This is a genomic window from Pseudomonas sp. S34, from assembly GCF_009866745.1.
In the GTDB taxonomy this organism is placed as follows: Bacteria; Pseudomonadota; Gammaproteobacteria; order Pseudomonadales; family Pseudomonadaceae; genus Aquipseudomonas; species Aquipseudomonas jessenii.
Genome location: NZ_CP019398.1, coordinates 5,838,057 through 5,858,062, shown reverse-complemented (window position 1 = coordinate 5,858,062; position 20,006 = coordinate 5,838,057). Strand labels below are relative to the sequence as shown.

General features: G+C 60.7%; 17 protein-coding genes and 1 riboswitch. Of the genes, 8 read left to right on the top strand and 9 right to left on the bottom strand.

What is annotated here, in order from left to right:
• Positions 1–122: 122 nt before the first annotated feature.
• Positions 123–1,529, bottom strand: coding sequence for an adenosylmethionine--8-amino-7-oxononanoate transaminase (locus PspS34_RS26280; protein WP_154860979.1), 1,407 nt, complete (start codon positions 1,527–1,529; stop codon positions 123–125).
• Between the two features lie 223 nt (positions 1,530–1,752).
• Between PspS34_RS26280 and PspS34_RS26275 the strand changes: the two genes are divergently transcribed.
• From PspS34_RS26275 to PspS34_RS26265, 3 genes are all read left to right on the top strand, one after another.
• The gene (locus PspS34_RS26275) at positions 1,753–3,501 is read left to right on the top strand and encodes an FAD-dependent oxidoreductase (RefSeq protein WP_154860980.1); all 1,749 of its coding nucleotides are present in this window, start codon (positions 1,753–1,755) and stop codon (positions 3,499–3,501) included.
• A gap of 513 nt (positions 3,502–4,014) precedes the next feature.
• Complete coding sequence (locus PspS34_RS26270; RefSeq protein ID WP_154860981.1) at positions 4,015–4,566, top strand: cytochrome b; 552 nt, start codon at positions 4,015–4,017, stop codon at positions 4,564–4,566.
• 32 nt (positions 4,567–4,598) lie between these two features.
• Positions 4,599–5,186, top strand: coding sequence for a YceI family protein (locus PspS34_RS26265; protein ID WP_150815199.1), 588 nt, complete (start codon positions 4,599–4,601; stop codon positions 5,184–5,186).
• Positions 5,187–5,548: 362 nt separating this feature from the next.
• Here the strand turns inward: PspS34_RS26265 and PspS34_RS26260 are convergent, their stop codons facing one another.
• From PspS34_RS26260 to ahcY, 4 genes are all read right to left on the bottom strand, one after another.
• Entirely contained in the window at positions 5,549–7,417 is a 1,869-nt protein-coding gene (locus PspS34_RS26260; RefSeq protein ID WP_090451898.1) for a DEAD/DEAH box helicase, read from the bottom strand.
• A 222-nt stretch (positions 7,418–7,639) separates the two neighbouring features.
• Complete coding sequence (locus PspS34_RS26255) at positions 7,640–8,455, bottom strand: transporter substrate-binding domain-containing protein (RefSeq protein WP_090451896.1); 816 nt, start codon at positions 8,453–8,455, stop codon at positions 7,640–7,642.
• Between the two features lie 193 nt (positions 8,456–8,648).
• Positions 8,649–9,494 carry a methylenetetrahydrofolate reductase [NAD(P)H] gene (gene metF / locus PspS34_RS26250; RefSeq protein ID WP_150815197.1) on the bottom strand — a complete coding sequence of 282 codons (846 nt, stop codon included), beginning with the start codon at positions 9,492–9,494 and terminating at the stop codon, positions 8,649–8,651.
• A 158-nt stretch (positions 9,495–9,652) separates the two neighbouring features.
• Positions 9,653–11,062 (bottom strand): adenosylhomocysteinase, encoded by a 1,410-nt coding sequence (gene ahcY / locus PspS34_RS26245; RefSeq protein WP_090451894.1) that lies wholly within the window; start codon positions 11,060–11,062, stop codon positions 9,653–9,655.
• 23 nt (positions 11,063–11,085) lie between these two features.
• Positions 11,086–11,188: riboswitch (S-adenosyl-L-homocysteine riboswitch) on the bottom strand.
• 197 nt (positions 11,189–11,385) lie between these two features.
• Here ahcY and PspS34_RS26240 point away from each other — a divergent pair.
• Positions 11,386–11,787 (top strand): hotdog domain-containing protein, encoded by a 402-nt coding sequence (locus PspS34_RS26240; RefSeq protein ID WP_150815196.1) that lies wholly within the window; start codon positions 11,386–11,388, stop codon positions 11,785–11,787.
• A gap of 154 nt (positions 11,788–11,941) precedes the next feature.
• Complete coding sequence (locus PspS34_RS26235) at positions 11,942–12,838, top strand: formate/nitrite transporter family protein (protein WP_057712954.1); 897 nt, start codon at positions 11,942–11,944, stop codon at positions 12,836–12,838.
• Between the two features lie 3 nt (positions 12,839–12,841).
• Here the strand turns inward: PspS34_RS26235 and PspS34_RS26230 are convergent, their stop codons facing one another.
• Positions 12,842–14,011 (bottom strand): MFS transporter, encoded by a 1,170-nt coding sequence (locus PspS34_RS26230; protein WP_154860984.1) that lies wholly within the window; start codon positions 14,009–14,011, stop codon positions 12,842–12,844.
• 317 nt (positions 14,012–14,328) lie between these two features.
• Here PspS34_RS26230 and PspS34_RS26225 point away from each other — a divergent pair, with 317 nt between their 5' ends.
• Complete coding sequence (locus PspS34_RS26225; protein WP_090451887.1) at positions 14,329–15,162, top strand: EamA family transporter; 834 nt, start codon at positions 14,329–14,331, stop codon at positions 15,160–15,162.
• A gap of 31 nt (positions 15,163–15,193) precedes the next feature.
• Complete coding sequence (locus PspS34_RS26220; RefSeq protein ID WP_057712957.1) at positions 15,194–15,577, top strand: MAPEG family protein; 384 nt, start codon at positions 15,194–15,196, stop codon at positions 15,575–15,577.
• 142 nt (positions 15,578–15,719) lie between these two features.
• On the opposite strand, the gene PspS34_RS26215 is transcribed toward PspS34_RS26220, so the two are convergent.
• A complete protein-coding gene (locus PspS34_RS26215; protein WP_150815193.1) occupies positions 15,720–16,904 on the bottom strand; it encodes an MltA domain-containing protein in 1,185 nt (394 codons plus the stop codon).
• A 128-nt stretch (positions 16,905–17,032) separates the two neighbouring features.
• Here PspS34_RS26215 and PspS34_RS26210 point away from each other — a divergent pair, with 128 nt between their 5' ends.
• Positions 17,033–17,482: a cytochrome c gene (locus PspS34_RS26210; protein WP_154860985.1), complete on the top strand. Its 450-nt coding sequence runs from the start codon at positions 17,033–17,035 to the stop codon at positions 17,480–17,482.
• A gap of 160 nt (positions 17,483–17,642) precedes the next feature.
• Here the strand turns inward: PspS34_RS26210 and PspS34_RS26205 are convergent, their stop codons facing one another.
• Both PspS34_RS26205 and ligB read right to left on the bottom strand, forming a co-directional pair.
• Positions 17,643–18,038, bottom strand: coding sequence for a DUF1090 domain-containing protein (locus PspS34_RS26205; protein ID WP_057712960.1), 396 nt, complete (start codon positions 18,036–18,038; stop codon positions 17,643–17,645).
• Positions 18,039–18,134: 96 nt separating this feature from the next.
• Entirely contained in the window at positions 18,135–19,814 is a 1,680-nt protein-coding gene (ligB, locus tag PspS34_RS26200; RefSeq protein ID WP_154860986.1) for an NAD-dependent DNA ligase LigB, read from the bottom strand.
• Between the last annotated feature and the right edge of the window lie 192 nt (positions 19,815–20,006).

The window sequence follows — 20,006 nt, the reverse complement described above, 5'->3', positions numbered from 1 at the left end:
GAATCGGTGTCGCCTTCATTCGCGAGCAAGCCCGCTCCCACAGTTGACAGCGCATACCCTGTGGGAGCGGGCTTGCTCGCGAAGACGCCGGCCCGGACACCACAGAATCTCAACCGAGCGACTTAGCCCGGATCACGGAACCCCGGGTGGAAGTCCTTCGGCACCGCCACGCTAACGCTGTCACGGGTCGCGATGTCGATCCCTTCGCTGGCCACTTCGGCAAGGAAGTCGATCTGCTCCGGGGTGATCACATACGGCGGCAGGAAATACACCACGCTACCCAATGGACGCAGTAAGGCACCGCGCTCCAGGGCGTGCTGGAACACCTTCAGGCCGCGACGTTCCTGCCATGGCCAAGCTTCCTTGCTGGCCTTGTCCTTGACCATCTCGATGGCCAGCACCATGCCGGTCTGGCGCACTTCGGACACGTTCGGGTGGTCGACCAGATGCGCCGTCGACGTAGCCATGCGCTGCGCCAGGGCCTTGTTGTTCTCGATGACGTTGTCTTCTTCGAAGATGTCCAGGGTCGCCAGGGCCGCCGCGCACGCCAGCGGGTTGCCGGTGTAGCTGTGGGAGTGCAGGAAGGCGCGCAGGGTCGGGTAGTCGTCGTAGAAGGCGCTGTAGACCTCGTCGGTGGTCATGCACGCCGCCAGCGGCAGATAGCCGCCGGTCAGGGCTTTGGACAGGCACAGGAAATCAGGGCGGATGCCGGCCTGTTCGCAGGCGAACATCGTCCCGGTGCGGCCGAAGCCGACGGCGATTTCGTCGTGGATCAGGTGCACGCCGTAGCGGTCGCAGGCTTCTCGCAGCAATTTGAGGTACACCGGGTGGTACATGCGCATGCCACCGGCGCCCTGGATCAGCGGCTCGACGATCACCGCCGCGACCGTGTCGTGGTTTTCGGCCAGGGCCTGCTCCATGGCGGCGAACATGTTGCGCGAGTGTTCTTCCCAGCTCATGCCATCGGGGCGCAGGTAGCAATCCGGGCTCGGCACCTTGATGGTGTCCATCAACAGCGCTTTGTAGGTCTCGGTGAACAGCGGCACGTCACCCACCGACATCGCCGCCATGGTTTCGCCGTGGTAGCTGTTGGTCAGGGTGACGAAGCGCTTCTTGTTCGGCTGACCGCGATTGAGCCAGTAGTGAAAGCTCATTTTCAGCGCGACTTCGATGCAGGACGAGCCGTTATCGGCGTAGAAGCACCGGGTCAGGCCTTCCGGCGTCATTTTCACCAGACGCTCGGACAACTCGATCACCGGTTGATGACTGAAGCCGGCCAGGATCACATGTTCGAGCTGGTCGACCTGGTCCTTGATGCGCTGGTTGATCCGCGGGTTGGCGTGTCCGAACACATTGACCCACCAGGAGCTGACCGCATCGAGGTAGCGCTTGCCTTCGAAGTCTTCCAGCCACACGCCTTCCCCGCGCTTTATCGGGATCAGCGGCAGTTGCTCGTGATCTTTCATCTGGGTGCAGGGATGCCACAGCACGGCGAGATCGCGTTGCATCCACTGATTATTCAGGCCCATTTTCACTCTCCTGGAGGCGGTCCGTGACCAGCGCGGACAAACAATCGCGCAAGCCTATGCAATGCGTGCCACGGGGACAACCCATTGTGTCGAATCAGCTACTTTATCCGGGCCGAAAGACGTTGCTGGCGGGTGTTTGAAGGCTGACGTATCCTTCGCGGTTCTTGAGCCGTCTGGCTTGCAAAAACTGCTGTTTTCCTCGTGTAATTCCGGAGTTCGCTGAATGTCTGTCGGTTGGCTGCGCGCCTGTGCGCTGGTGATGTTGGGGCTGTTCAGCGTGTCTGCGCTGGCCAAGGATAAAACCGCGATCGTGATCGGCGGCGGCCTGTCGGGCCTGACTGCCGCATACGAGCTGCAGAACAAGGGCTGGCAGGTCACTCTGCTGGAAGCCAGGTCGAGCCTGGGCGGTCGTTCCGGCATGGCCACCAGTGAGTGGATCGGCAATGACAAGGCTCAGCCGGTGCTGAACAAGTACGTCTCGAACTTCAAGCTGAGCACCACGCCGGCCCCTGAATTTGTGCGGACCCCAAGCTACCTGATCGATGGCGAGTATTTCTCCGCCGCCGATCTGGCGACCAAGCAGCCAGCCACCGCCGAGGCGCTCAAGCGTTTCGACAAGACCGTGGACGATCTGGCGCGCTCGATCGACGACCCGCTGAACCCGGCAGCCAACAACACGCTGCACGCGCTGGATCAGATCAACGTGTCGAGCTGGCTCGACAAGCAGAACCTGCCGGCCACCGCTCGCCAGTTGATCAACCAGCAGATTCGTACCCGCTACGATGAACCTTCGCGCCTGTCGCTGCTGTACTTCGCACAGCAGAGCCGCGTTTACCGTGGTGTCTCCGATCGTGACCTGCGTGCATCGCGCCTGGTCGGTGGCAGCCCGGTGCTGGCCCAGGCCCTGGTCAAGCAGCTGAAAACCATCAAGACCAGCTCCCCGGTCTCGGCGATCATCCAGGACAAGGATGGTGTGACCGTCAAAGTCGACAACGTCAGTTATAAGGCTGACTACGCCGTGCTGGCCGTGCCACTGCGCGCCCTGAACAAGATCCAGATGACCCCGGCGCTGGACGCCCAGCACCTGGCGGCGATCAAGGGCACCAACTACGGTTGGCGCGACCAGATCATGCTCAAGTTCAAGACGCCGGTGTGGGAAAGCAAGGCGCGCATGTCCGGCGAGATCTACAGCAACACCGGCCTGGGGATGTTGTGGGTCGAGCCTGCCCTGAAGGGCGGTGCCAACGTGGTGATCAACCTGTCCGGCGACAACGCCCGCGTCATGCAGGCGTTCGGCGACAAGCAGATGGCCGATCAGGTGCTGATTCGCCTGCACGCTTTTTATCCACAGGCCCGTGGTTCGTTCACCGGTTATGAAATCCGTCGCTATAGTACCGACCCGTCGACTGGCGGTGCCTACCTGGCCTTCGGCCCGGGCCAGATCAGCAAGTTCTGGCGCCTGTGGGAACGCCCGATTCAGCGCGTAGCCTTCGCTGGCGAACACACCGACACCCTGTATCCGGGCACCCTGGAAGGCGCGCTGCGCACCGGTCAGCGTGCGGCCAGCCAGGTTGAAGACCTGGCAGCGGGCAAGTCGTTCGAACCGGCGAAAGTGGGTCCGGCCGCCGCAGCGGCGGGCGCTGGTGCGGTGGTGGCGAAGAAAGGCAATTTCTTCAGCAACCTGTTCGGCGGCTCGGATGACGAGAAGAAACCAGAGCCAGTCAAGGCACCTGAACCGGTAGCACCGGCAACTCCGGCACCTGTTTCAGCACCGGTTGCTGCACCGGCACCGGTCGAACCACCGAAGCCTGCGGCACCGGTGAAAACCGAGCCTGCGAAGAAGGCACCGGCCAAGGCCCCAGCCAAGACCGAAACGAAAAAGGCCCCGGCCAAGACTCCGGTGAAGAAAGCCGAGACGGCGAAGAAGCCAGCGGCCAAACCTGCGACGGCCACTGTGACCAAGGCTCAGTAACGTTCAGGTGTAAAAAAGCGCGACTCCAGGGTCGCGCTTTTTTTTGCCATCAAACATGAAGCATCCGGTTTGGCTGTGCGGTCCTACATGCTGCTGCGATGCATCAGAAGCTTCTCACAAAAGATTCGGAACTAAATGACAAGCGGCAGCCATCAGGTGTCTGGATCGGGGAGGGCGGAGCCTGCCAGGACGGCACCGGTCAAAAATGTTGAATCGAAGAGCAGAGGGGCCGCTGACACCAAGGCTCAGCAACGTTCAGGCGAAAAAAACGCGGCTCAAGGGCCGCGTTTTTTTTGCCTGGAGAAAAACCGGGACCAGAATCGAATAAACCTTTTGATACAGGTGTTCTCCGGTTTGTATTCACTTTTTCTCACAATTTCGCCTTTAATCTTTCCTTAACTCGCAGGCTTCAGACTCTTGATCGCATTTCTCGATATTTCAAAGCAAAATTTTCCGCTTTAATTCGATAGATAACTCGATAGTCTTGGGCCAGCACTTTTAGGGATCTAGGCAATGCAGCTACGTAACTCTACCTCCCGCTACGGCTGGGTGAGCATCTTCATGCACTGGGGCGTGGCCCTGGCCGTGTTCGGCTTGTTCGCCCTCGGGCTGTGGATGGTCGGGCTCGACTACTACAGCACCTGGCGCAAAGACGCGCCGGACCTGCACAAGAGCATCGGCCTGGTGTTGCTGGGTGTGATGGTGCTGCGGGTGTTGTGGCGCTTCATCAGCCCACCGCCGCCAACCTTGTCCAGCTACAGCCGCATGACGCGCCTGGGCGCCCATTTCGGCCATGGCTTTCTGTATCTCAGTCTGTTCGCTGTGATGATTGCCGGTTACCTGATTTCCACCGCAGAAGGTGTCGGTATCCCGGTGTTTGGCTGGTTTGAAGTGCCTGCGCTGGTGTCCGGACTGCCGGACCAGGCAGATACCGCCGGTGTGATTCACCTCTACCTGGCGTGGGTGCTGGTAATTTTTTCCGGCCTCCATGCGTTGGCAGCATTGAAGCACCACTTTATCGACCGTGATGTGACCCTCAAGCGAATGCTGGGTCGCAACGCCTGAAGTTCAACCTCGACTCCAAAGGAAAACAAAGCATGTTGAAAAAGACTCTGGCCGCTCTGGCAATCGGTTCCGCCCTGTTGTCCGCCGGTAACGCCATGGCCGCTGACTACGTGGTCGACAAAGAAGGCCAGCACGCCTTCGTTGACTTCAAGATCAGCCACCTGGGCTACAGCTTCATCACCGGTACTTTCAAGGACATCGACGGCAAGTTCAGCTTCGACGCTGCCAAGCCTGAAGACAGCAAGATCGAGTTCAACGTGAACACCGCCAGCGTTTTCACCAACAACGCCGAGCGTGACAAGCACATCTCCAGCAAAGACTTCCTGAACGCCAGCAAAGCCACGTTCGTTTCCACCAGCGTCAAACCCACCGGCAAAAACGCCGCTGGCAAGGACACTGCCGATGTAGCTGGCGACCTGACTATCCTCGGTGTAACCAAACCAATCGTGGTCAAGGCTACTTTCCTGGGTGAAGGCAAGGATCCATGGGGTGGCTACCGTGCAGGCTTCGAGGGTACTTTCAGCCTCAAGCGTTCCGACTTCGGCAAGCAGAAAGACCTGGGCCCATCGTCCGATGCGGTTGAGATGTACGTGACCTTTGAAGGTGTAAAAGCGAAGTAATGCTGAGACTGTAGGAGCGAGCCTGCTCGCGATAGACCTGAGAGCGCCGCGGAGCATCAGGCTTCCAGCGTTATCGTTGACGGCCATCGCGAGCAAGCTCGCTCCCACAGGTTTTTGCACTGATCAAAAAAATGCCCCGGACCTTTCGGTTCGGGGCATTTTTTTATTTCAGCGATAACTCAGCTGCTGAGACTGTAGGAGCGAGCCTGCTCGCGATAGACCTGAGAACGCCGCGGAGCATCAGGCTTCCAGGGTTATCGTTGACGACCATCGCGAGCAAGCTCGCTCCCACAGGTTTTTGCACTGATCAAAAAAATGCCCCGGCTCTTTCGAACCGGGGCATTTTTCATTGCAGCGATAACTCAGCGATTGCGGGTCAGCAGCGCTGGCTTCTCACCACGAGGACGGCTTGGCAGTTGATCCAGCTGCTCAGGTGTCGGGAAGCGATCCGCTTTCGACTCCTTGTGCATGATCTTCGGCGCCGGGCCACGCGGGTTCTGCACGGCAGGTTCCGAACGTGGCTGGTCGTCACGGGCCGGACGGCGATTGCGCGAATCTTCGCGACGGGCCTGGCCGTCGCGCGGTGCGCCACTGCGAGGGCCGTTACGCTTGGCTGGCGGAGTGCCGGTGCTGGCGCCATCGCTGTTGCGGGGACCGTTCTGGCGACCTTGTGGCTTGCCGGAACGTGGAGCACCCGAACCTGCCGCGGTGCCTTGTGCCGGAGCACCCGGGCGACGGCCACGGCCTTGCGCGGGCTTCTGCTGCGGCACGTAGTCGACGCGGTTGCCGAAGTTATCGATATCGTCGTCCAGGAACTCGTCCGGGGCGCGGTCAGCGGCGGCACGAGGAGGCTGCGACGGACGCTGTTCGCGAGCCGGAGTGCCTTCACGTGGTTTCTGCTGACGGGCCGGGCGCTCGCCGCGTTCGCCGGCCGGTTTTTCCTTGCCCTTGTCCTTGCCTTTGTCCTTGCGACCACCGCCGCCACCGCTGCCGTTCGGACCGTCGCCGCGCGGGCCACGTGGATTGCGCGGGTTGCGCATGTCCGGACGCTCGCGCACTTCAGGCTTTTCCGCCTCGATGGTGCTTGCATCGAAGCCCATCAGGTCGCCGTCGGCGATTTTCTGCTTGGTCATGCGTTCGATGCTTTTCAGCAGTTTTTCTTCGTCCGGGGCTACCAGCGAAATCGCCTCGCCCGAACGACCGGCACGGCCGGTACGGCCGATACGGTGTACGTAGTCTTCATCGACATTCGGCAGTTCGAAGTTGACCACATGTGGCAACTGGTCGATGTCCAGGCCACGAGCGGCGATATCGGTGGCCACCAGGATGCGCACAGTGCCGGCCTTGAAGTCGGCCAGGGCTTTGGTGCGGGCGTTCTGGCTCTTGTTGCCGTGGATCGCGACGGCGCTCAGGCCGTGCTTGTCCAGGTACTCGGCCAGGCGGTTGGCGCCGTGCTTGGTGCGGGTGAACACCAGTACCTGTTCCCAGGCGCCAGCGGTGATCAGGTGGGCCAGCAAGGCGCGCTTGTGGCTGGCCGGCAGGCGGAATACGCGCTGTTCGATACGCTCGACCGTGGTGTTTGGCGGCGTGACTTCGATGCGTTCCGGGTTGTGCAGCAGCTTGCCGGCGAGGTCGGTGATGTCTTTGGAGAAGGTTGCCGAGAACAGCAGGTTCTGGCGTTTGGCCGGCAGACGGGCCAGGACCTTTTTCACGTCATGGACGAAGCCCATGTCGAGCATGCGGTCGGCTTCGTCCAGCACGAGGATTTCCACGTGGGACAGATCGACGCTGCCTTGGCCGGCCAGGTCGAGCAGGCGACCAGGGCAGGCCACCAGCACGTCTACGCCGCGGGACATGGCCTGAACCTGCGGGTTCATGCCGACACCGCCGAAGATGCAGGCGCTGACGAACTTCAGGTCACGGGCATAGACCTTGAAGCTTTCATGCACTTGCGCGGCGAGTTCGCGAGTCGGGGTCAGGACCAGTACGCGCGGTTGGCGCGGGCCGTGACGCTGGGACTTGTCCGGATGACCGTTGGGGAACAACCGCTCCAGGATCGGAAGGGCGAAACCGCCGGTTTTACCAGTACCTGTCTGTGCCGCGACCATCAGGTCGCGACCTTGCAACACGGCGGGAATGGCCCGCTGTTGCACCGGAGTAGGCTCGGTATAGCCCGCCGCCTCGATGGCGCGGACTAAAGCCTCGGAGAGACCGAGGGAAGCAAAGGACATGAGTAATCCTGTTCTAGTTAGGGCTTGGCCCAATGGGAGTCTTGCCTGGCGCGAATGGCGTTTAAGAGGACGCAATCCCGTCCGGTCCTGCTGGGTTTCGAAGGCTCGTCTGCAAGCGCTCGCGCGGGCTGAAAGCTGCGCAGTAGCGGGGTTGAGATGCCTTTAACGATTCCGAGCGTCCGGGCGTGAGCCTGGCGGGAAGGCCGGAGTATAACAGAGCTATCACTGCGCGCCGCTTTCCTGCTGCTCAACGGTTTTTTCCGTGGCGGCCGTGGCCTTTTCAGACTTCACGCTGGCTGCCGGTTCCGCGCCGTAGCGGGCGCTCAGTTCAGCGTAGGCGGGCTCGCGCTTGAAGCGCTTGAGTTCGGCACCGAAACGCTGCACCAGCAGATCCATGCCCGCATTGCGCCGCACCGCGAGAAACTGACTTTGCTGGCTGATGACCGTGGGGTTTTCGGTGATCTTGTCGCGGATGCCCAGTTCGTCGAGCAAATGCTGGCCGACCCGGCGGTCGGTGATCAGCAGGTCAATTCGCCCGCGTACCAGTTTGCCGAAGTTGGCTTCATGGGTGGGGGCCGGCTCGCGGGTGAACAGCGTCGAATCGCTGAAGTCCTTGCTGTACAGGTAACCCGGCGAGGTGCCGATGGTCAGGCCGCGCAAGTCATCGAGGCTGCGAAACGGGTGGGGCCGGTCATTGGCGTAGAACATCACGAACTGGACTTCCGAGAGCGGTTCGCTGGGGTAGAGTAGCGTCGCTTCGCGTTCGTCGCTGTGAAAGATGTCCAGGGCGCCGTCGGCCTGGCCTGTTTCAAGCATCGACAAGCAGCGTTTCCATGGCAGGAATTGCCACTCCACTTCGATGCCCAGGCGCTTGAAGACAATGGCGGTGGTTTCGTAGTCCAGGCCCAGGGATTTGCCGTTGTCTTCGTACACATAGGGCGCCCAAGGCTCCGTGACAATGCGCAGCTTCTCGCCCCGGGCGGCGAAGCTCAGGCAAGTGAAGACAAGCACGGCGATTAACTGCGTGATCAAAGGCATAGGCTGAGATTACGACGAGAAACCGGAAAGAGCCAGAAACTGACCGCAGATGCTCTAACTCCGTGGATTGCCGCACATTAATAGTGCGTTGAAAGCAAAAAGATCGCAGCCTGCGACAGCGCCTACGGGATTTGACATTCCGTTGTAGGCGCTGCCGCAGGCTGCGATCTTTTAATCGTGCTTCAACGACTTTTTAACGCGGCAACTTCAGGTTGTTCCACACCGCCAGGCTCGCTTCAGCCTGGTTCAGGGTGTAGAAGTGCAGCCCTGGAGCGCCACCCTGCAGCAGTTGTTCGCACATCTCGGTGATGACCTGTTCGCCAAAGCGCTGAATGCTCTGGGTGTCGTCGCCATAGGCTTCCAGTTGCTTGCGGATCCAGCGCGGGATTTCCGCACCGCAGGCATCGGAGAAGCGCGCCAGCTTGCTGTAGTTGGTGATCGGCATGATGCCCGGCACGATCGGGATGTTCACGCCCAGCGCCCGCACGCGTTCGACGAAGTAGAAATAGCAGTCGGCGTTGAAGAAGTACTGGGTGATCGCACTGTCGGCGCCAGCGTTGGCCTTGCGCACGAAGTTGGCCACATCGTCTTCGAAATTGCGCGCTTGCGGATGCATTTCCGGGTAAGCGGCGACTTCGATGTGGAAATGATCACCGGTTTCTTCACGAATGAATTCAACCAGGTCATTGGCGTGGCGCAACTCACCGCTGGCCATGCCCATGCCCGAAGGCAGGTCACCGCGCAGGGCGACGATACGCTTGATGCCGGCAGCCTTGTACTGGGCCAGCAGGCCGCGCAGGTCGTCCTTGCTATCGCCCACGCAGGACAGGTGCGGAGCGGCAGGGATTTTGACTTCGCTTTCGAGCTGCAGCACGGTGTTCAGCGTGCGATCGCGGGTCGAACCGCCGGCGCCGTAGGTGCAGGAGAAGAAATCGGGGTTGTAGATGGCCAACTGGCGAGCAGTGGCGAGCAGCTTTTCATGCCCAGCATCGGTCTTCGTAGGGAAGAACTCGAAGCTGTAGCGACGATCTTGGGACATGGTCATATCCTTGGAAACTCATAAGGCGGACGCTGGCCCCCTGTAGGAGCGAGCTTGCTCGCGAAAAACATCAAGGCAACGCGTTCATCCAGGCAACACGCGTTATCGTTGACGTCCATCACGAGCGAGCTCGCTGCTACACAGGAAAAGCCGGTCTATCAGTAGCGGTAGGCGTGCGGCTTGAACGGACCTTCAACGGTCACGCCGATGTAGTCGGCCTGGGTCTTGGTCAGTTGAGTCACTACGCCGCCGAAGCCACGGACCATTTCCAGGGCCACTTCTTCGTCGAGTTTTTTCGGCAGTACTTCAACGGTCAGGCGCTCGGCTTTCTGGGCTGGCGACAGGTCGGCGTACTTCTGGCCGAACAGGAAGATCTGGGCCAGAACCTGGTTGGCGAACGAACCGTCCATGATACGGCTCGGGTGGCCGGTGGCGTTACCCAGGTTAACCAGACGGCCTTCGGCCAGCAGGATCAGGTAGTCGTCGTTCTGTGGGTCGAAATCGCCAGCGCCGGTACGGTGGATCTTGTGAACCTGCGGCTTTACTTCTTCCCATGCCCAGTTCTTGCGCATGAAAGCGGTGTCGATTTCGTTGTCGAAGTGGCCGATGTTGCAGACAACGGCACGCTTCTTCAGGGCCTTGAGCATGTTCGAGTCGCAAACATTGACGTTACCGGTGGTGGTCACGATCAGGTCGATCTTGCCCAGCAATGCCTTGTCGATGCTTGCTTCAGTTCCGTTGTTGATACCGTCGATGAACGGCGAAACCACTTCGAAACCGTCCATGCAGGCTTGCATGGCGCAGATCGGGTCGACTTCGGAAACCTTGACGATCATGCCTTCCTGACGCAGGGACTGGGCCGAACCCTTGCCCACGTCGCCGTAGCCGATGACCAGCGCTTGCTTGCCGGACAGCAGGTGGTCGGTGCCGCGCTTGATCGCATCGTTCAGGCTGTGACGGCAGCCGTACTTGTTGTCGTTCTTGCTCTTGGTCACCGAGTCGTTGACGTTGATGGCCGGGATTTTCAGCTCGCCCTTGGCCAGCATGTCCAGCAGGCGGTGAACGCCGGTGGTGGTTTCTTCGGTCACGCCGTGGACGCGGTCCAGAACCTGTGGGTACTTCTTGTGCAGCAGCTCGGTCAGGTCACCGCCGTCGTCGAGGATCATGTTGGCATCCCAAGGCGCGCCATCTTTGAGGATGGTCTGCTCCAGGCACCACTCGTACTCTTGTTCGGTTTCACCTTTCCAGGCGAAAACCGGGATGCCGGCAGCGGCGATGGCAGCAGCAGCCTGGTCCTGAGTCGAGAAAATGTTGCAGGACGACCAGCGCACTTCGGCACCCAGGGCAACCAGGGTTTCGATCAGCACGGCAGTCTGAATGGTCATGTGGATGCAGCCGAGGATCTTCGCGCCCTTGAGCGGTTGCTCGGCGGAATACTTGTTGCGCAGACCCATCAGGGCTGGCATTTCGGATTCGGCGATGATGGTTTCGCGACGGCCCCAGGCAGCCAGGGACATGTCGGCAACTTTGTAATCGTTAAAATCTGCAGGCGTGATAACAGCGCTCATGAAGAGCCTCCATTCGTAATGTATGCGAATGGGCGCCGTTGTGCGTTTAGTGTCCAGCCAGTGAAGGCCAGGCAACGCCCCATCCGAGCCTGACAGGTCAAACCTGCTGCAGCGCCCCTCGGACAGGTGGCGGGAAACGGTAGCAATTGAAGATGACCGTTTTGAAACGGTGGCGATTATAGCGGGCTATGCCGATCTTCCAAAGCGTTTCTGTCGGTCAATGTCCGAACGGTAATCGAGACCATAGACGATGCTCAATAGAGCTCTAGGTCGGGCTCTGCCATGATGGTCGGCATCATTCGGCAAGACGCTCAGGAGTGAACATGAATTTCCACACCCGCAAATGGGTAAAACCCGAAGACCTCAACCCTAACGGCACGCTGTTCGGCGGTAGCCTGCTGCGCTGGATCGACGAAGAGGCGGCGATCTACGCCATCGTTCAGTTGGGCAACCAGCGTGTGGTCACCAAGTACATTTCCGAAATCAATTTCGTCAGCGCCTCGCGCCAGGGCGACATCATCGAATTGGGCATCACGGCCACCGAGTTCGGCCGCACTTCGATCACCCTGACGTGCGAGGTGCGCAACAAGATCACCCGCAAGAGCATCCTCACCGTTGAAAAAATGGTGTTCGTGAACCTCGGTGAAGACGGCTTGCCGGCGCCTCACGGCCGGACCGAGATCAGGTACGTCAAGGATCAGTTCAAGGACGACGCCAGCGTGTAGGAGCGAGCCTGCTCGCGATGGTCGTTAACGATAACACTGGGTACCTGACACCCGGTGGTGCTCTCAAGTCCATTGCGAGCATGCGCGCTCCTACAGAACGGAATCCCCGCTGCACAGGTCATAGCTGAATAGCCCGCCACCGGTTGCGCATCCCATGAACTCGGCACAAGACGGCAAGACCCCGAACCTTTCGGCGCAAGAAGAGCACGAAGTCGAAAAGAGCCAGCCACCCCGTGCCGCGGTGCTGCACGAGATCATCCGTACCCAGGGCGACCAGGAACTGGAGCGCAGCATTGCCGCGTTGTGGTGGTCGGCGCTTGCGGCGGGGTTGACCATGGGTCTGTCGCTGATGGGCATGGGCTTGCTCAATTCACGTCTTCCGGATGGCGAAGGATTCAAGGTGATCGCGAGTTTCGGTTATTGCGCCGGTTTCCTCGCGGTGATCCTCGCTCGTCAGCAACTGTTCACCGAAAACACCCTGACTGCCGTGTTGCCGGTAATGACCAAACCGACGCTGGCCAACTTCGGCCGGCTGCTACGGCTGTGGACGGTGGTGCTGGTCGGCAACCTCTGTGGCACCTTGCTGGTGGCGTACGTGATGCTGGAACTGCCGATTTTCGACAGCAAGACCGATGTCGCCTTCCTCGATATCGGCCGCAAGGTCATGGAAAACCACGCCAGCCAGATGTTCGCCAAGGGCATCATTTCCGGATGGATGATCGCCACCATGGTCTGGATGATCCCGTCCATGGAGAGCGCCAAGATGTGGATCATCATCCTCATCACCTACCTCATGGCGCTGGGGGATTTCACCCACATCGTGGTCGGTTCGCTGGAGGTTTCGTATCTGGTATTTGCCGGCGAGTTGCCGTGGAGTGATTTCTGGCTGGTGTTCGCCGGGCCGACGCTGGCGGGGAACATCATCGGTGGCAGTTTTATTTTCGCGCTGATCAGCCATGCGCAGATTCGCAGCGAAAGCGGGCCGCCAAAAAAATCTACGGATCAGAGCGAAGCGCCCGATCCGCAGAAAATCAAAAAACCATCAAGCTGATCCTCAGCCCACCGCATCAAGCGCAGCCGCACCGCGACGCTGGCGATAGATGAAGAACAGTGCGGTCAACACGGTCAGACCGCTGACCAGTGCACCGGTCCAGGGCAGGTCCGCCAGATCGGCGCCGCTGGCCACAACCAGCCCGCCAATCCATGCCCCGGCGGCGTTGCCGAGGTTGAAGGCGCTCTGGTTCAAGGTCGAACCCAGGTTTGGTGCCTCAAAGGCTTGATCGATGATCAGCAGTTGCAGGATCGGGCACAAGGCAAAGGCAAACGTCCCCCACAACACCAGTGTGATGGCCGCCGGGATGACCGAGTGACTGGTTTGCGTGAATGCCGCCAGTACCACCAGCACCGCCAGCGCCATGCCCACCAGCGAAGGCAGCAAGCGGCTGTCCGCCAGGCGACCACCGAGCATGCTGCCGGCGGTCAAGCCCGCGCCGAACAACAGCAGCATGATGGTGACGCCGTGGGGGCTGACACCGGTGATGTCCTGCAGGATCGGCGCAATGTAAGTGAACACACTGAACAGGCTGGTCGAGGCCAGTACACTCATGCCCAGGGCCAGCAGTACGTTGGCCTTGCCCAGTACCTTGAACTCGCTGGCCAGGTTGGCTTTATCCATCGCGATGTTTTTCGGCAGCCAGACCCATTGCGCAATCGCCGCCAGCACCCCGATCACCGACACAGCCCAGAAGGTCGAGCGCCAGCCTGCGTATTGCCCGAGTGCGGTACCCAGTGGCACGCCGAGTACGTTGGCCAGGGTCAGGCCGGTGAACATCATGGCAATCGCCTGAGCCCTTTTGTTGGGGGCCACCAGCCCGGCGGCCACCACCGAACCAATGCCGAAAAATGCGCCGTGGCACAGTGCCGTGATCACGCGCGCGGCCATCAGCGTGGCGTAGTTTGGCGCCAGCGCGCAGAGCATGTTGCCGAGGATGAACATCAGCGTCATGCCCAACAGCGTGGCCTTGCGCGGCATGTTGGCGGTGCCGACCGCGAGGATCGGTGCACCGAACACCACGCCCAGGGCGTAGCCGGTGATCAGTAATCCGGCGTCGGGAATGCTCACGCCGAGGTCGCGGGCGACATCGGGCAAAAGACCCATGATGACGAATTCGGTGGTGCCGATGCCGAAGGCGGCAACGGCGAGGGCAAGCAAAGCGAGTGGCATGCGCAAGGTCTCTGTCGGTAGTCTTGACGCTGTGATCAGGCATACGCAGGCCGACGACCGTTCTCGACGAGAGCGGGCCGGGCAGGATTTTTATTGGAATTAGTTTGTGCGCAACTGAGTGCGGCGTGGTCGCTTGCAGTATAAACAGACACTGAAATATGGCGAATCAATTCTCTACCCGGCCCCTGTAGGAGCGAGCTTGCTCGCGATGGACGTGAACGATGACGGGTGCTCTCTGATTGAGCGCGTTGTCCTCACGTTTTTCGCGAGCAAGCTCGCTCCTACAGGGATTGTGGAGACAACAAAAGGAGTAGGCCGTGCTTGCGACGGCGTTGGTGTTGGTGGCGGCGCTGTTGCATGCGGCGTGGAATACCCTGATCAAGTTCAGTGCGGAGCGGCTGTTGGTGGTGGCCTGCATGGACAGCGTGGCGCTGCTCTTTGTCGTGCTGATGCTGCCGTTCCTGAGCATGCCGCCACTGGAGATCTGGCCGTGGATCCTGGCGTCGGCGGCGTTCGAGTTGCTCTATCGCTATTTGCTGATACAGGCCTATCGGGTCGGCGACCTCGGGCTGGTCTATCCATTGATGCGCGGCCTGTCACCGTTGGTGGTGCTGGCGCTGACGCTGATCTTTGCCGGGGAAGTGCTGACCCATCAGCAGATTTTCGGAATCCTGCTGATCCCGTTCGGCATGCTGTGCCTGCTCTGGCAGGGCGGTGGCGGTGCGCGTTTGCCCTGGTCGATGTTACCGGTGGTGGCGCTGATCGGCCTGTGCATCGGTTGCTACACCTACATTGACGGGCAGGCATTGCGGCGCTGGTCCCATCCACTGGACTATCTGGTCTGGGTCACCTTGCTCAGTGCCTGGCCGTTTCCGCTGTTGGCGTTGGTGCGCAAACGACCCGCGTTCATGTTGTTCTGGCGCGAGCAGTGGCGACTGGGCCTGGCCGTCGGGTTCTGCGTGCTGTTCAGCTACGCTCTGGTGCTGTGGGCGATGCAGCTGGGCTCGATTGCAGAAGCGGCGGCGTTGCGCGAGATCAGCGTAATTCTGGTGGTGCTGTTTGGCATGCGTTACCTGAAGGAGCCTTTTGGCGGGCCGCGCCTCTTGGCCTGTGGGCTGGTGCTGATCGGTATATTGGTCATGAAATTTTGACTGTTCTGAAACGTGAAGAAGGGACTGCTTTATGACGGTTGCTCTGTGGTGCATTTTGATCGCGATTTTCCTGCCGTATGTGTGTGTGGGCGTGGCCAAGATCAGCGGCGGGTTCAGGTTGAGAGACAACCATGATCCCCGGGACTTTCTCGATTCGCTGGAAGGCTTGGGCAGGCGCGCGAATGCGGCGCAACTGAACAGCTTTGAAGTGACCCCGGCGTTCGCTGCGGCGGTGATCGTGGCGCATCTGGCCGGCAATGCCGAACTGGTGACGATCAATGTGCTGGCCGTGCTGTTCATTACCAGCCGGCTGCTCTACATCATTTGCTATCTGGCGGACTGGGCGACGCTGCGGTCGTTGATGTGGTTCGTGGGGATGGGGTTGATCGTGAGTTTCTTTGTGGTGTCAGCCTGAGTCTTCATCGCCTGTGAGGACCTCTTCGCGAGCAAGCCCGCTCCCACATTTGATCCTCAGTGGACACAGATTCTGTGTTCGATGGTGATCTCATGTGGGAGCGGGCTTGCTCGCGAAAGCTATCTAACAGGCGAAGCAGCATTTAAGGGGTGGTCTTCTGCGCATCCGCCACCTGCGGCACTTGCGGCAACGTCGCGCCTTTGGGCCAGAGCATCCAGATCTGCCCCTGCTGTTTCATGTCCCCGGCCAGTTGCCCGGCCGCATCCCCGGTGCCCCAGAACAGATCCGCCCGAACCTCGCCGGCAATGGCGCCGCCGGTGTCCTGTGCTGCAACGGGGCGAACCAGGGCCGTGCCGTCCGGTCTGGTGGTGGACAGCCACAACAGGCTGCCCAGCGGAATCACCTTGCGATCCACTGCCGCGCTGTAACCGGCGGTCAACGGTACGTTCAGCGAGCCGCGCGGACCTTCGTTGCTGTCCGGGTTGCGGGTGAAGAACACATAGCTGGGGTTGCTGCCGAGCAGTTCGGGAATCCGCGATGGATTGGCCTTGGCCCAGGTGCTGATGGCGCCCATGGTCACGTCTTCTTTTTTCAGTTCGCCCTGTTCCACCAGCCAGCGACCGATCGGTCGATACGGGTGGCCGTTCTGATCGGCGTAGGCAATGCGCAACTGGCGACCATTGTCGAGCTGGATACGACCCGAACCCTGGATTTGCAGGAACTGCAGGTTCATCGGATCGGTCAGCCAGGCCACGACCGGCGCATTGACCCCTTTGCTTTCGATGGCTGCCGCATCGTCGTATGGCTTGAGCACGCGACCTTCGAGTCGACCGCGCAGGCGCTTGCCCTTGAGTTCCGGGTAAATGCTGTCGAGGGCGACGATGATCATGTCCTCGGGGACGCCATAGACCGGGACATTGGCAGCGCTGGTCTGGGTCAGGCTCCCGGGATAGACCGGTTCGTAGTAGCCGGTTATCAGGCCGTTGGGGTTGTCGTTGGCGGCGCGCAGGCCATAGACATCGAGGTTCTGTTTGAGAAAACCGCGAATGTCGCTGGCGGTTTGCGGCACGTTGACAGCCGCTGCGCAGGTGCCACCCCAGACCGGATCGGTCTTGAGTCGGGTACAGGCGCTGCGCCAGGAACCGAAACCGGCGACCAGGTCGCTGTCGGACACCGCCGGCAGCGCTTCCCATGTGGCGCTGGAGTAGGTGGCCAGGGCGTGGGTTTTCGGTTGTTGGTTGTCGCCACCGGTGCAGCCTGCGAGCAGGGCCACCATCGGCAGGGTCCAGGCCAGGCGGTGACGCCACGCGTTGAAACGGCTGTTCATGGAGTGATTCCTTTGCCGGTTGCCTGAGCGCTCCATGCGTTCAAGCAACCCTTGTTGATAATAGGGCTATTGGTCTTTGCCGATGACGCGAGGATACTGGCCGCCGTTTCCCGTGACCTGAAGCCACCATGACTCTTAAAAGACTTTCTGTTGTATTGCTGGCCTGCCTGACGCTGTCCGCTTGTGGCGGTATCGACCCCAACTCGCCGCTCGGCCAGCGCAAGGCCATTTTCAAGCAGATGCTCAAGACTGGCGAAGACCTGGGCGGCATGTTGCGTGGGCGCATTGCCTTCGATGGCCCGAAGTTCGCCGAAGGTGCGGTGAAACTCGATGCGTTGTCCCGTGAGCCGTGGCAGCATTTTCCGCAAGTGCGCGAGGAGGATCACACCAGCGCCAAGAGCGATGTCTGGGAGCAACAGACACGCTTTCAGGCAATGGCCCGCGACCTTGAAAGCGCCACCGGTGAATTGGTGATCGCCAGCCAGGTCCAACCCTACAAGGCCAGCAACCTGGGGCCGGCGGTACAGAAAGTCGAAGATGCTTGCAGTGGGTGTCATAAGGCGTTTCGGGATCATTGATTGGCGTTGCCCGGACTGACGTCTTCGCGAGCAAGCCCGCTCCCACAGGGGATTTGTGGTGTGGCACAAAAAGTGTTCACAACACCGATCCCCTGTGGGAGCGGGCTTGCTCGCGAAGGCTGCTTCGGCAACACCGAAGATCTCTGTTCGTTACCAGTGATTACTTATCCAGTTCATCCAATGCGTTCTGCAATTCCTTGCGGGCATCGGCGAGTTTGTCTTTGCGCTTGTTGATCTTGTCGGGATCGCCTTTGCTCATGGCCTTGTCGAGGTCTGCCTGACGCTTGCTGACTTCGTGCTTGGCGTCGAGCACCTTGTTTTCCCGTTCCTTCTTCAGCGAGGCGTCGGTGCAGTTCGCTTCGACTTCGCTCAAGGCCTTTTCCAGGCCTGCCTGCTGGTCGGCGTTGCCGTGGACCTTGGCCAATTCGATCTGGTTGACGATGCCTTGCTTCTTGGCGGCGCAACCGGTCAGCCCCGGCGCTTCCTCGTCCGCCATCAACGGGGTGGCCAGCACGCTGCAAAGGGTCAACAGGGCGAGCGGTGAAAGAAATTTCATAAAAGCTCCATGTAGGAAAGCAAGCAGACCACTGTGGCAATGGCTTGTTGGAGCCCAGCGGTCCCTTGGGGTTCCCGGTGGGCGCAGGGCCGGCAGCTAAAAGCCGTCAATCCCCGCATCACGTAACGTTTCACTCAAGCCCAGTACCTGCGGATCGCGGAAAAAAGCGCTCAGTTGCGCCGCGCGCCCTGGCCCGATATCGGCCTCGGCCCGCCATTGTTCGATGTCTCGCTGCGCCAGTACCAGCCATGAATCGCCGAGATGCGCCTGACCTGTCGGCGGCAATCCCAAGGCTTTCAGCCAGTGCGCGAACGGGCGTTGCCGGGCTCGGTTGAAGCTGTCCGCAAGACGAGCCGCGCTGCGCTCGCCGAAACCGTCAATGGTAGCAAGCTCTTGGGCATCGAGGGTCAACCAATCCAACAGGCCGTTCAGCCGACCTGTTGCAAGAAGTTTTTCCCAGGTGCCCGGACCCACATTGGGCAGCGCCAGGCCTTGTTTGCTGCTGAGCCAGGTCAGGCGCGCGAGAAACTGGCTCTCACAGCCCGGAGTCGGTTGCCAGCAACTCAATGAATGAAAGTCCTCTGCCCGCGGCGCGTTCAATTCGGCGCGTTCGCTGCTGCGCAATACAACCCTATCGAGCCTGGGAATGGTCAGCCCGGCCAGGCTGATGGCGACCTGGTCACCCGGGCGGATGTCCAGCGTCTGCCAGCGTTGCAACGAACCGACGCTGACGTGCTTGATCTGCCGGTCATCGAGCTTTACCGGGGTCAGTTCAAGAACCGGAGTGATCCGCCCGGTCCGGCCGATTTTGAAGTGAACCTGGCGGACTTCGGCCAGTGCCTGGGCGAAGGGGTATTTCCAGGCGATGGCCCAGTAGGGTGACCTGGCTTGCCAGCGTTCGGCGGCTGGGCGCTGATTCTGGCGCAGGACGATGCCGTCGCTGGCAAAGGGCAAGGGGGAACGATACCAGTGCTCGCGCCAGCGTTCGGCATCAATGACGGAGGCGATGGGCTGGCTGTATGCAGTGGTACTCGGGAAGCCCAGCGCAGTCAGCGCCGCGGCACGCTCGGGTACGCTCGCCGGTCCTTGGGGCCAGTCCCAGACAAACAGGTCGATGCCGGCGGCCTGTTCGGCGCTCAAGACCTTGCGTGCCATCAGACCGGCCACCGAGCCACGAGCATTGAGGCTACCGGCCCGGGCCTGCACGTGATCGGTCAGGCGCCAATACAGTTCGCCTTGCACGATCAAGTCCCGGGCCTGAGATAGCCGTTGCGGGATGGCCGGAATCTGCCGTGCAGGAACCGTCCAGTCCTGGCCGCTTTGGCCGTCGCCGCGGCTGATTGCCTGGGCCAACAGGCCGCTGCGGTAAACCAGGGTCACCGCCACGCCATCGATTTTAGGCTGGACCCAGACGTCGACCCGGTCACGCAGCCATTTTTCCACGGCGGGCTGATCGTGCAGTTTGTCCAGGCCCGTGTGGGCGATGGGGTGGGGCAGCGTACCGCGCGCAGTGCGCAAGGGGTCTGCGGGCGGGCTCAGGTTAAAGCAGTGGCGCCATTGGGTGAGTCGCGCGCGGGACTGGTCGTAGAGTTCATCGGCGACCAGTGAGCGTCCCAGGCGGTGATAGCTGTCGTCCCAGAGGTCGATTTGTTGTTGCAGTTTGCGGACTTCGTTCCGGGCGCGTTCTGGTGGCCAGTCCGGGCACTCGGCGGCGCTGGCGGTCAGGTAGGCAAGGGTCAGTAGAGCGGCGAAAAACAGGCGCAGGTCGGGAAGCATCTTGAGCGTCCTTGCTCGGTGAGGTGCGTGAAGGCTAGGTCAGTATCAGTTGGCGCAGCGAGGGGGTGTTTTGCCGGGTATTTCTGGTAGTTGTGCTGGCCTCATCGCGAGCAAGCTCGCTCCCACAGGGAATTGCGTTTGCCCATGGATCTTTGTCACACCAAAGATCAACTGTGGGAGCGGGCTTGCTCG

Bases quoted from the DNA above. Each gene is read 5' to 3' on its own strand.
- PspS34_RS26280 (WP_154860979.1), bottom strand. From the start codon at position 1,529: ATGGGCCTGAATAATCAGTGGATGCAACGCGATCTCGCCGTGCTGTGG.
- PspS34_RS26275 (WP_154860980.1), top strand. From the start codon at position 1,753: ATGTCTGTCGGTTGGCTGCGCGCCTGTGCGCTGGTGATGTTGGGGCTG.
- PspS34_RS26270 (WP_154860981.1), top strand. From the start codon at position 4,015: ATGCAGCTACGTAACTCTACCTCCCGCTACGGCTGGGTGAGCATCTTC.
- PspS34_RS26265 (WP_150815199.1), top strand. From the start codon at position 4,599: ATGTTGAAAAAGACTCTGGCCGCTCTGGCAATCGGTTCCGCCCTGTTG.
- PspS34_RS26260 (WP_090451898.1), bottom strand. From the start codon at position 7,417: ATGTCCTTTGCTTCCCTCGGTCTCTCCGAGGCTTTAGTCCGCGCCATC.
- PspS34_RS26255 (WP_090451896.1), bottom strand. From the start codon at position 8,455: ATGCCTTTGATCACGCAGTTAATCGCCGTGCTTGTCTTCACTTGCCTG.
- metF (WP_150815197.1), bottom strand. From the start codon at position 9,494: ATGTCCCAAGATCGTCGCTACAGCTTCGAGTTCTTCCCTACGAAGACC.
- ahcY (WP_090451894.1), bottom strand. From the start codon at position 11,062: ATGAGCGCTGTTATCACGCCTGCAGATTTTAACGATTACAAAGTTGCC.
- PspS34_RS26240 (WP_150815196.1), top strand. From the start codon at position 11,386: ATGAATTTCCACACCCGCAAATGGGTAAAACCCGAAGACCTCAACCCT.
- PspS34_RS26235 (WP_057712954.1), top strand. From the start codon at position 11,942: ATGAACTCGGCACAAGACGGCAAGACCCCGAACCTTTCGGCGCAAGAA.
- PspS34_RS26230 (WP_154860984.1), bottom strand. From the start codon at position 14,011: ATGCCACTCGCTTTGCTTGCCCTCGCCGTTGCCGCCTTCGGCATCGGC.
- PspS34_RS26220 (WP_057712957.1), top strand. From the start codon at position 15,194: ATGACGGTTGCTCTGTGGTGCATTTTGATCGCGATTTTCCTGCCGTAT.
- PspS34_RS26215 (WP_150815193.1), bottom strand. From the start codon at position 16,904: ATGAACAGCCGTTTCAACGCGTGGCGTCACCGCCTGGCCTGGACCCTG.
- PspS34_RS26210 (WP_154860985.1), top strand. From the start codon at position 17,033: ATGACTCTTAAAAGACTTTCTGTTGTATTGCTGGCCTGCCTGACGCTG.
- PspS34_RS26205 (WP_057712960.1), bottom strand. From the start codon at position 18,038: ATGAAATTTCTTTCACCGCTCGCCCTGTTGACCCTTTGCAGCGTGCTG.
- ligB (WP_154860986.1), bottom strand. From the start codon at position 19,814: ATGCTTCCCGACCTGCGCCTGTTTTTCGCCGCTCTACTGACCCTTGCC.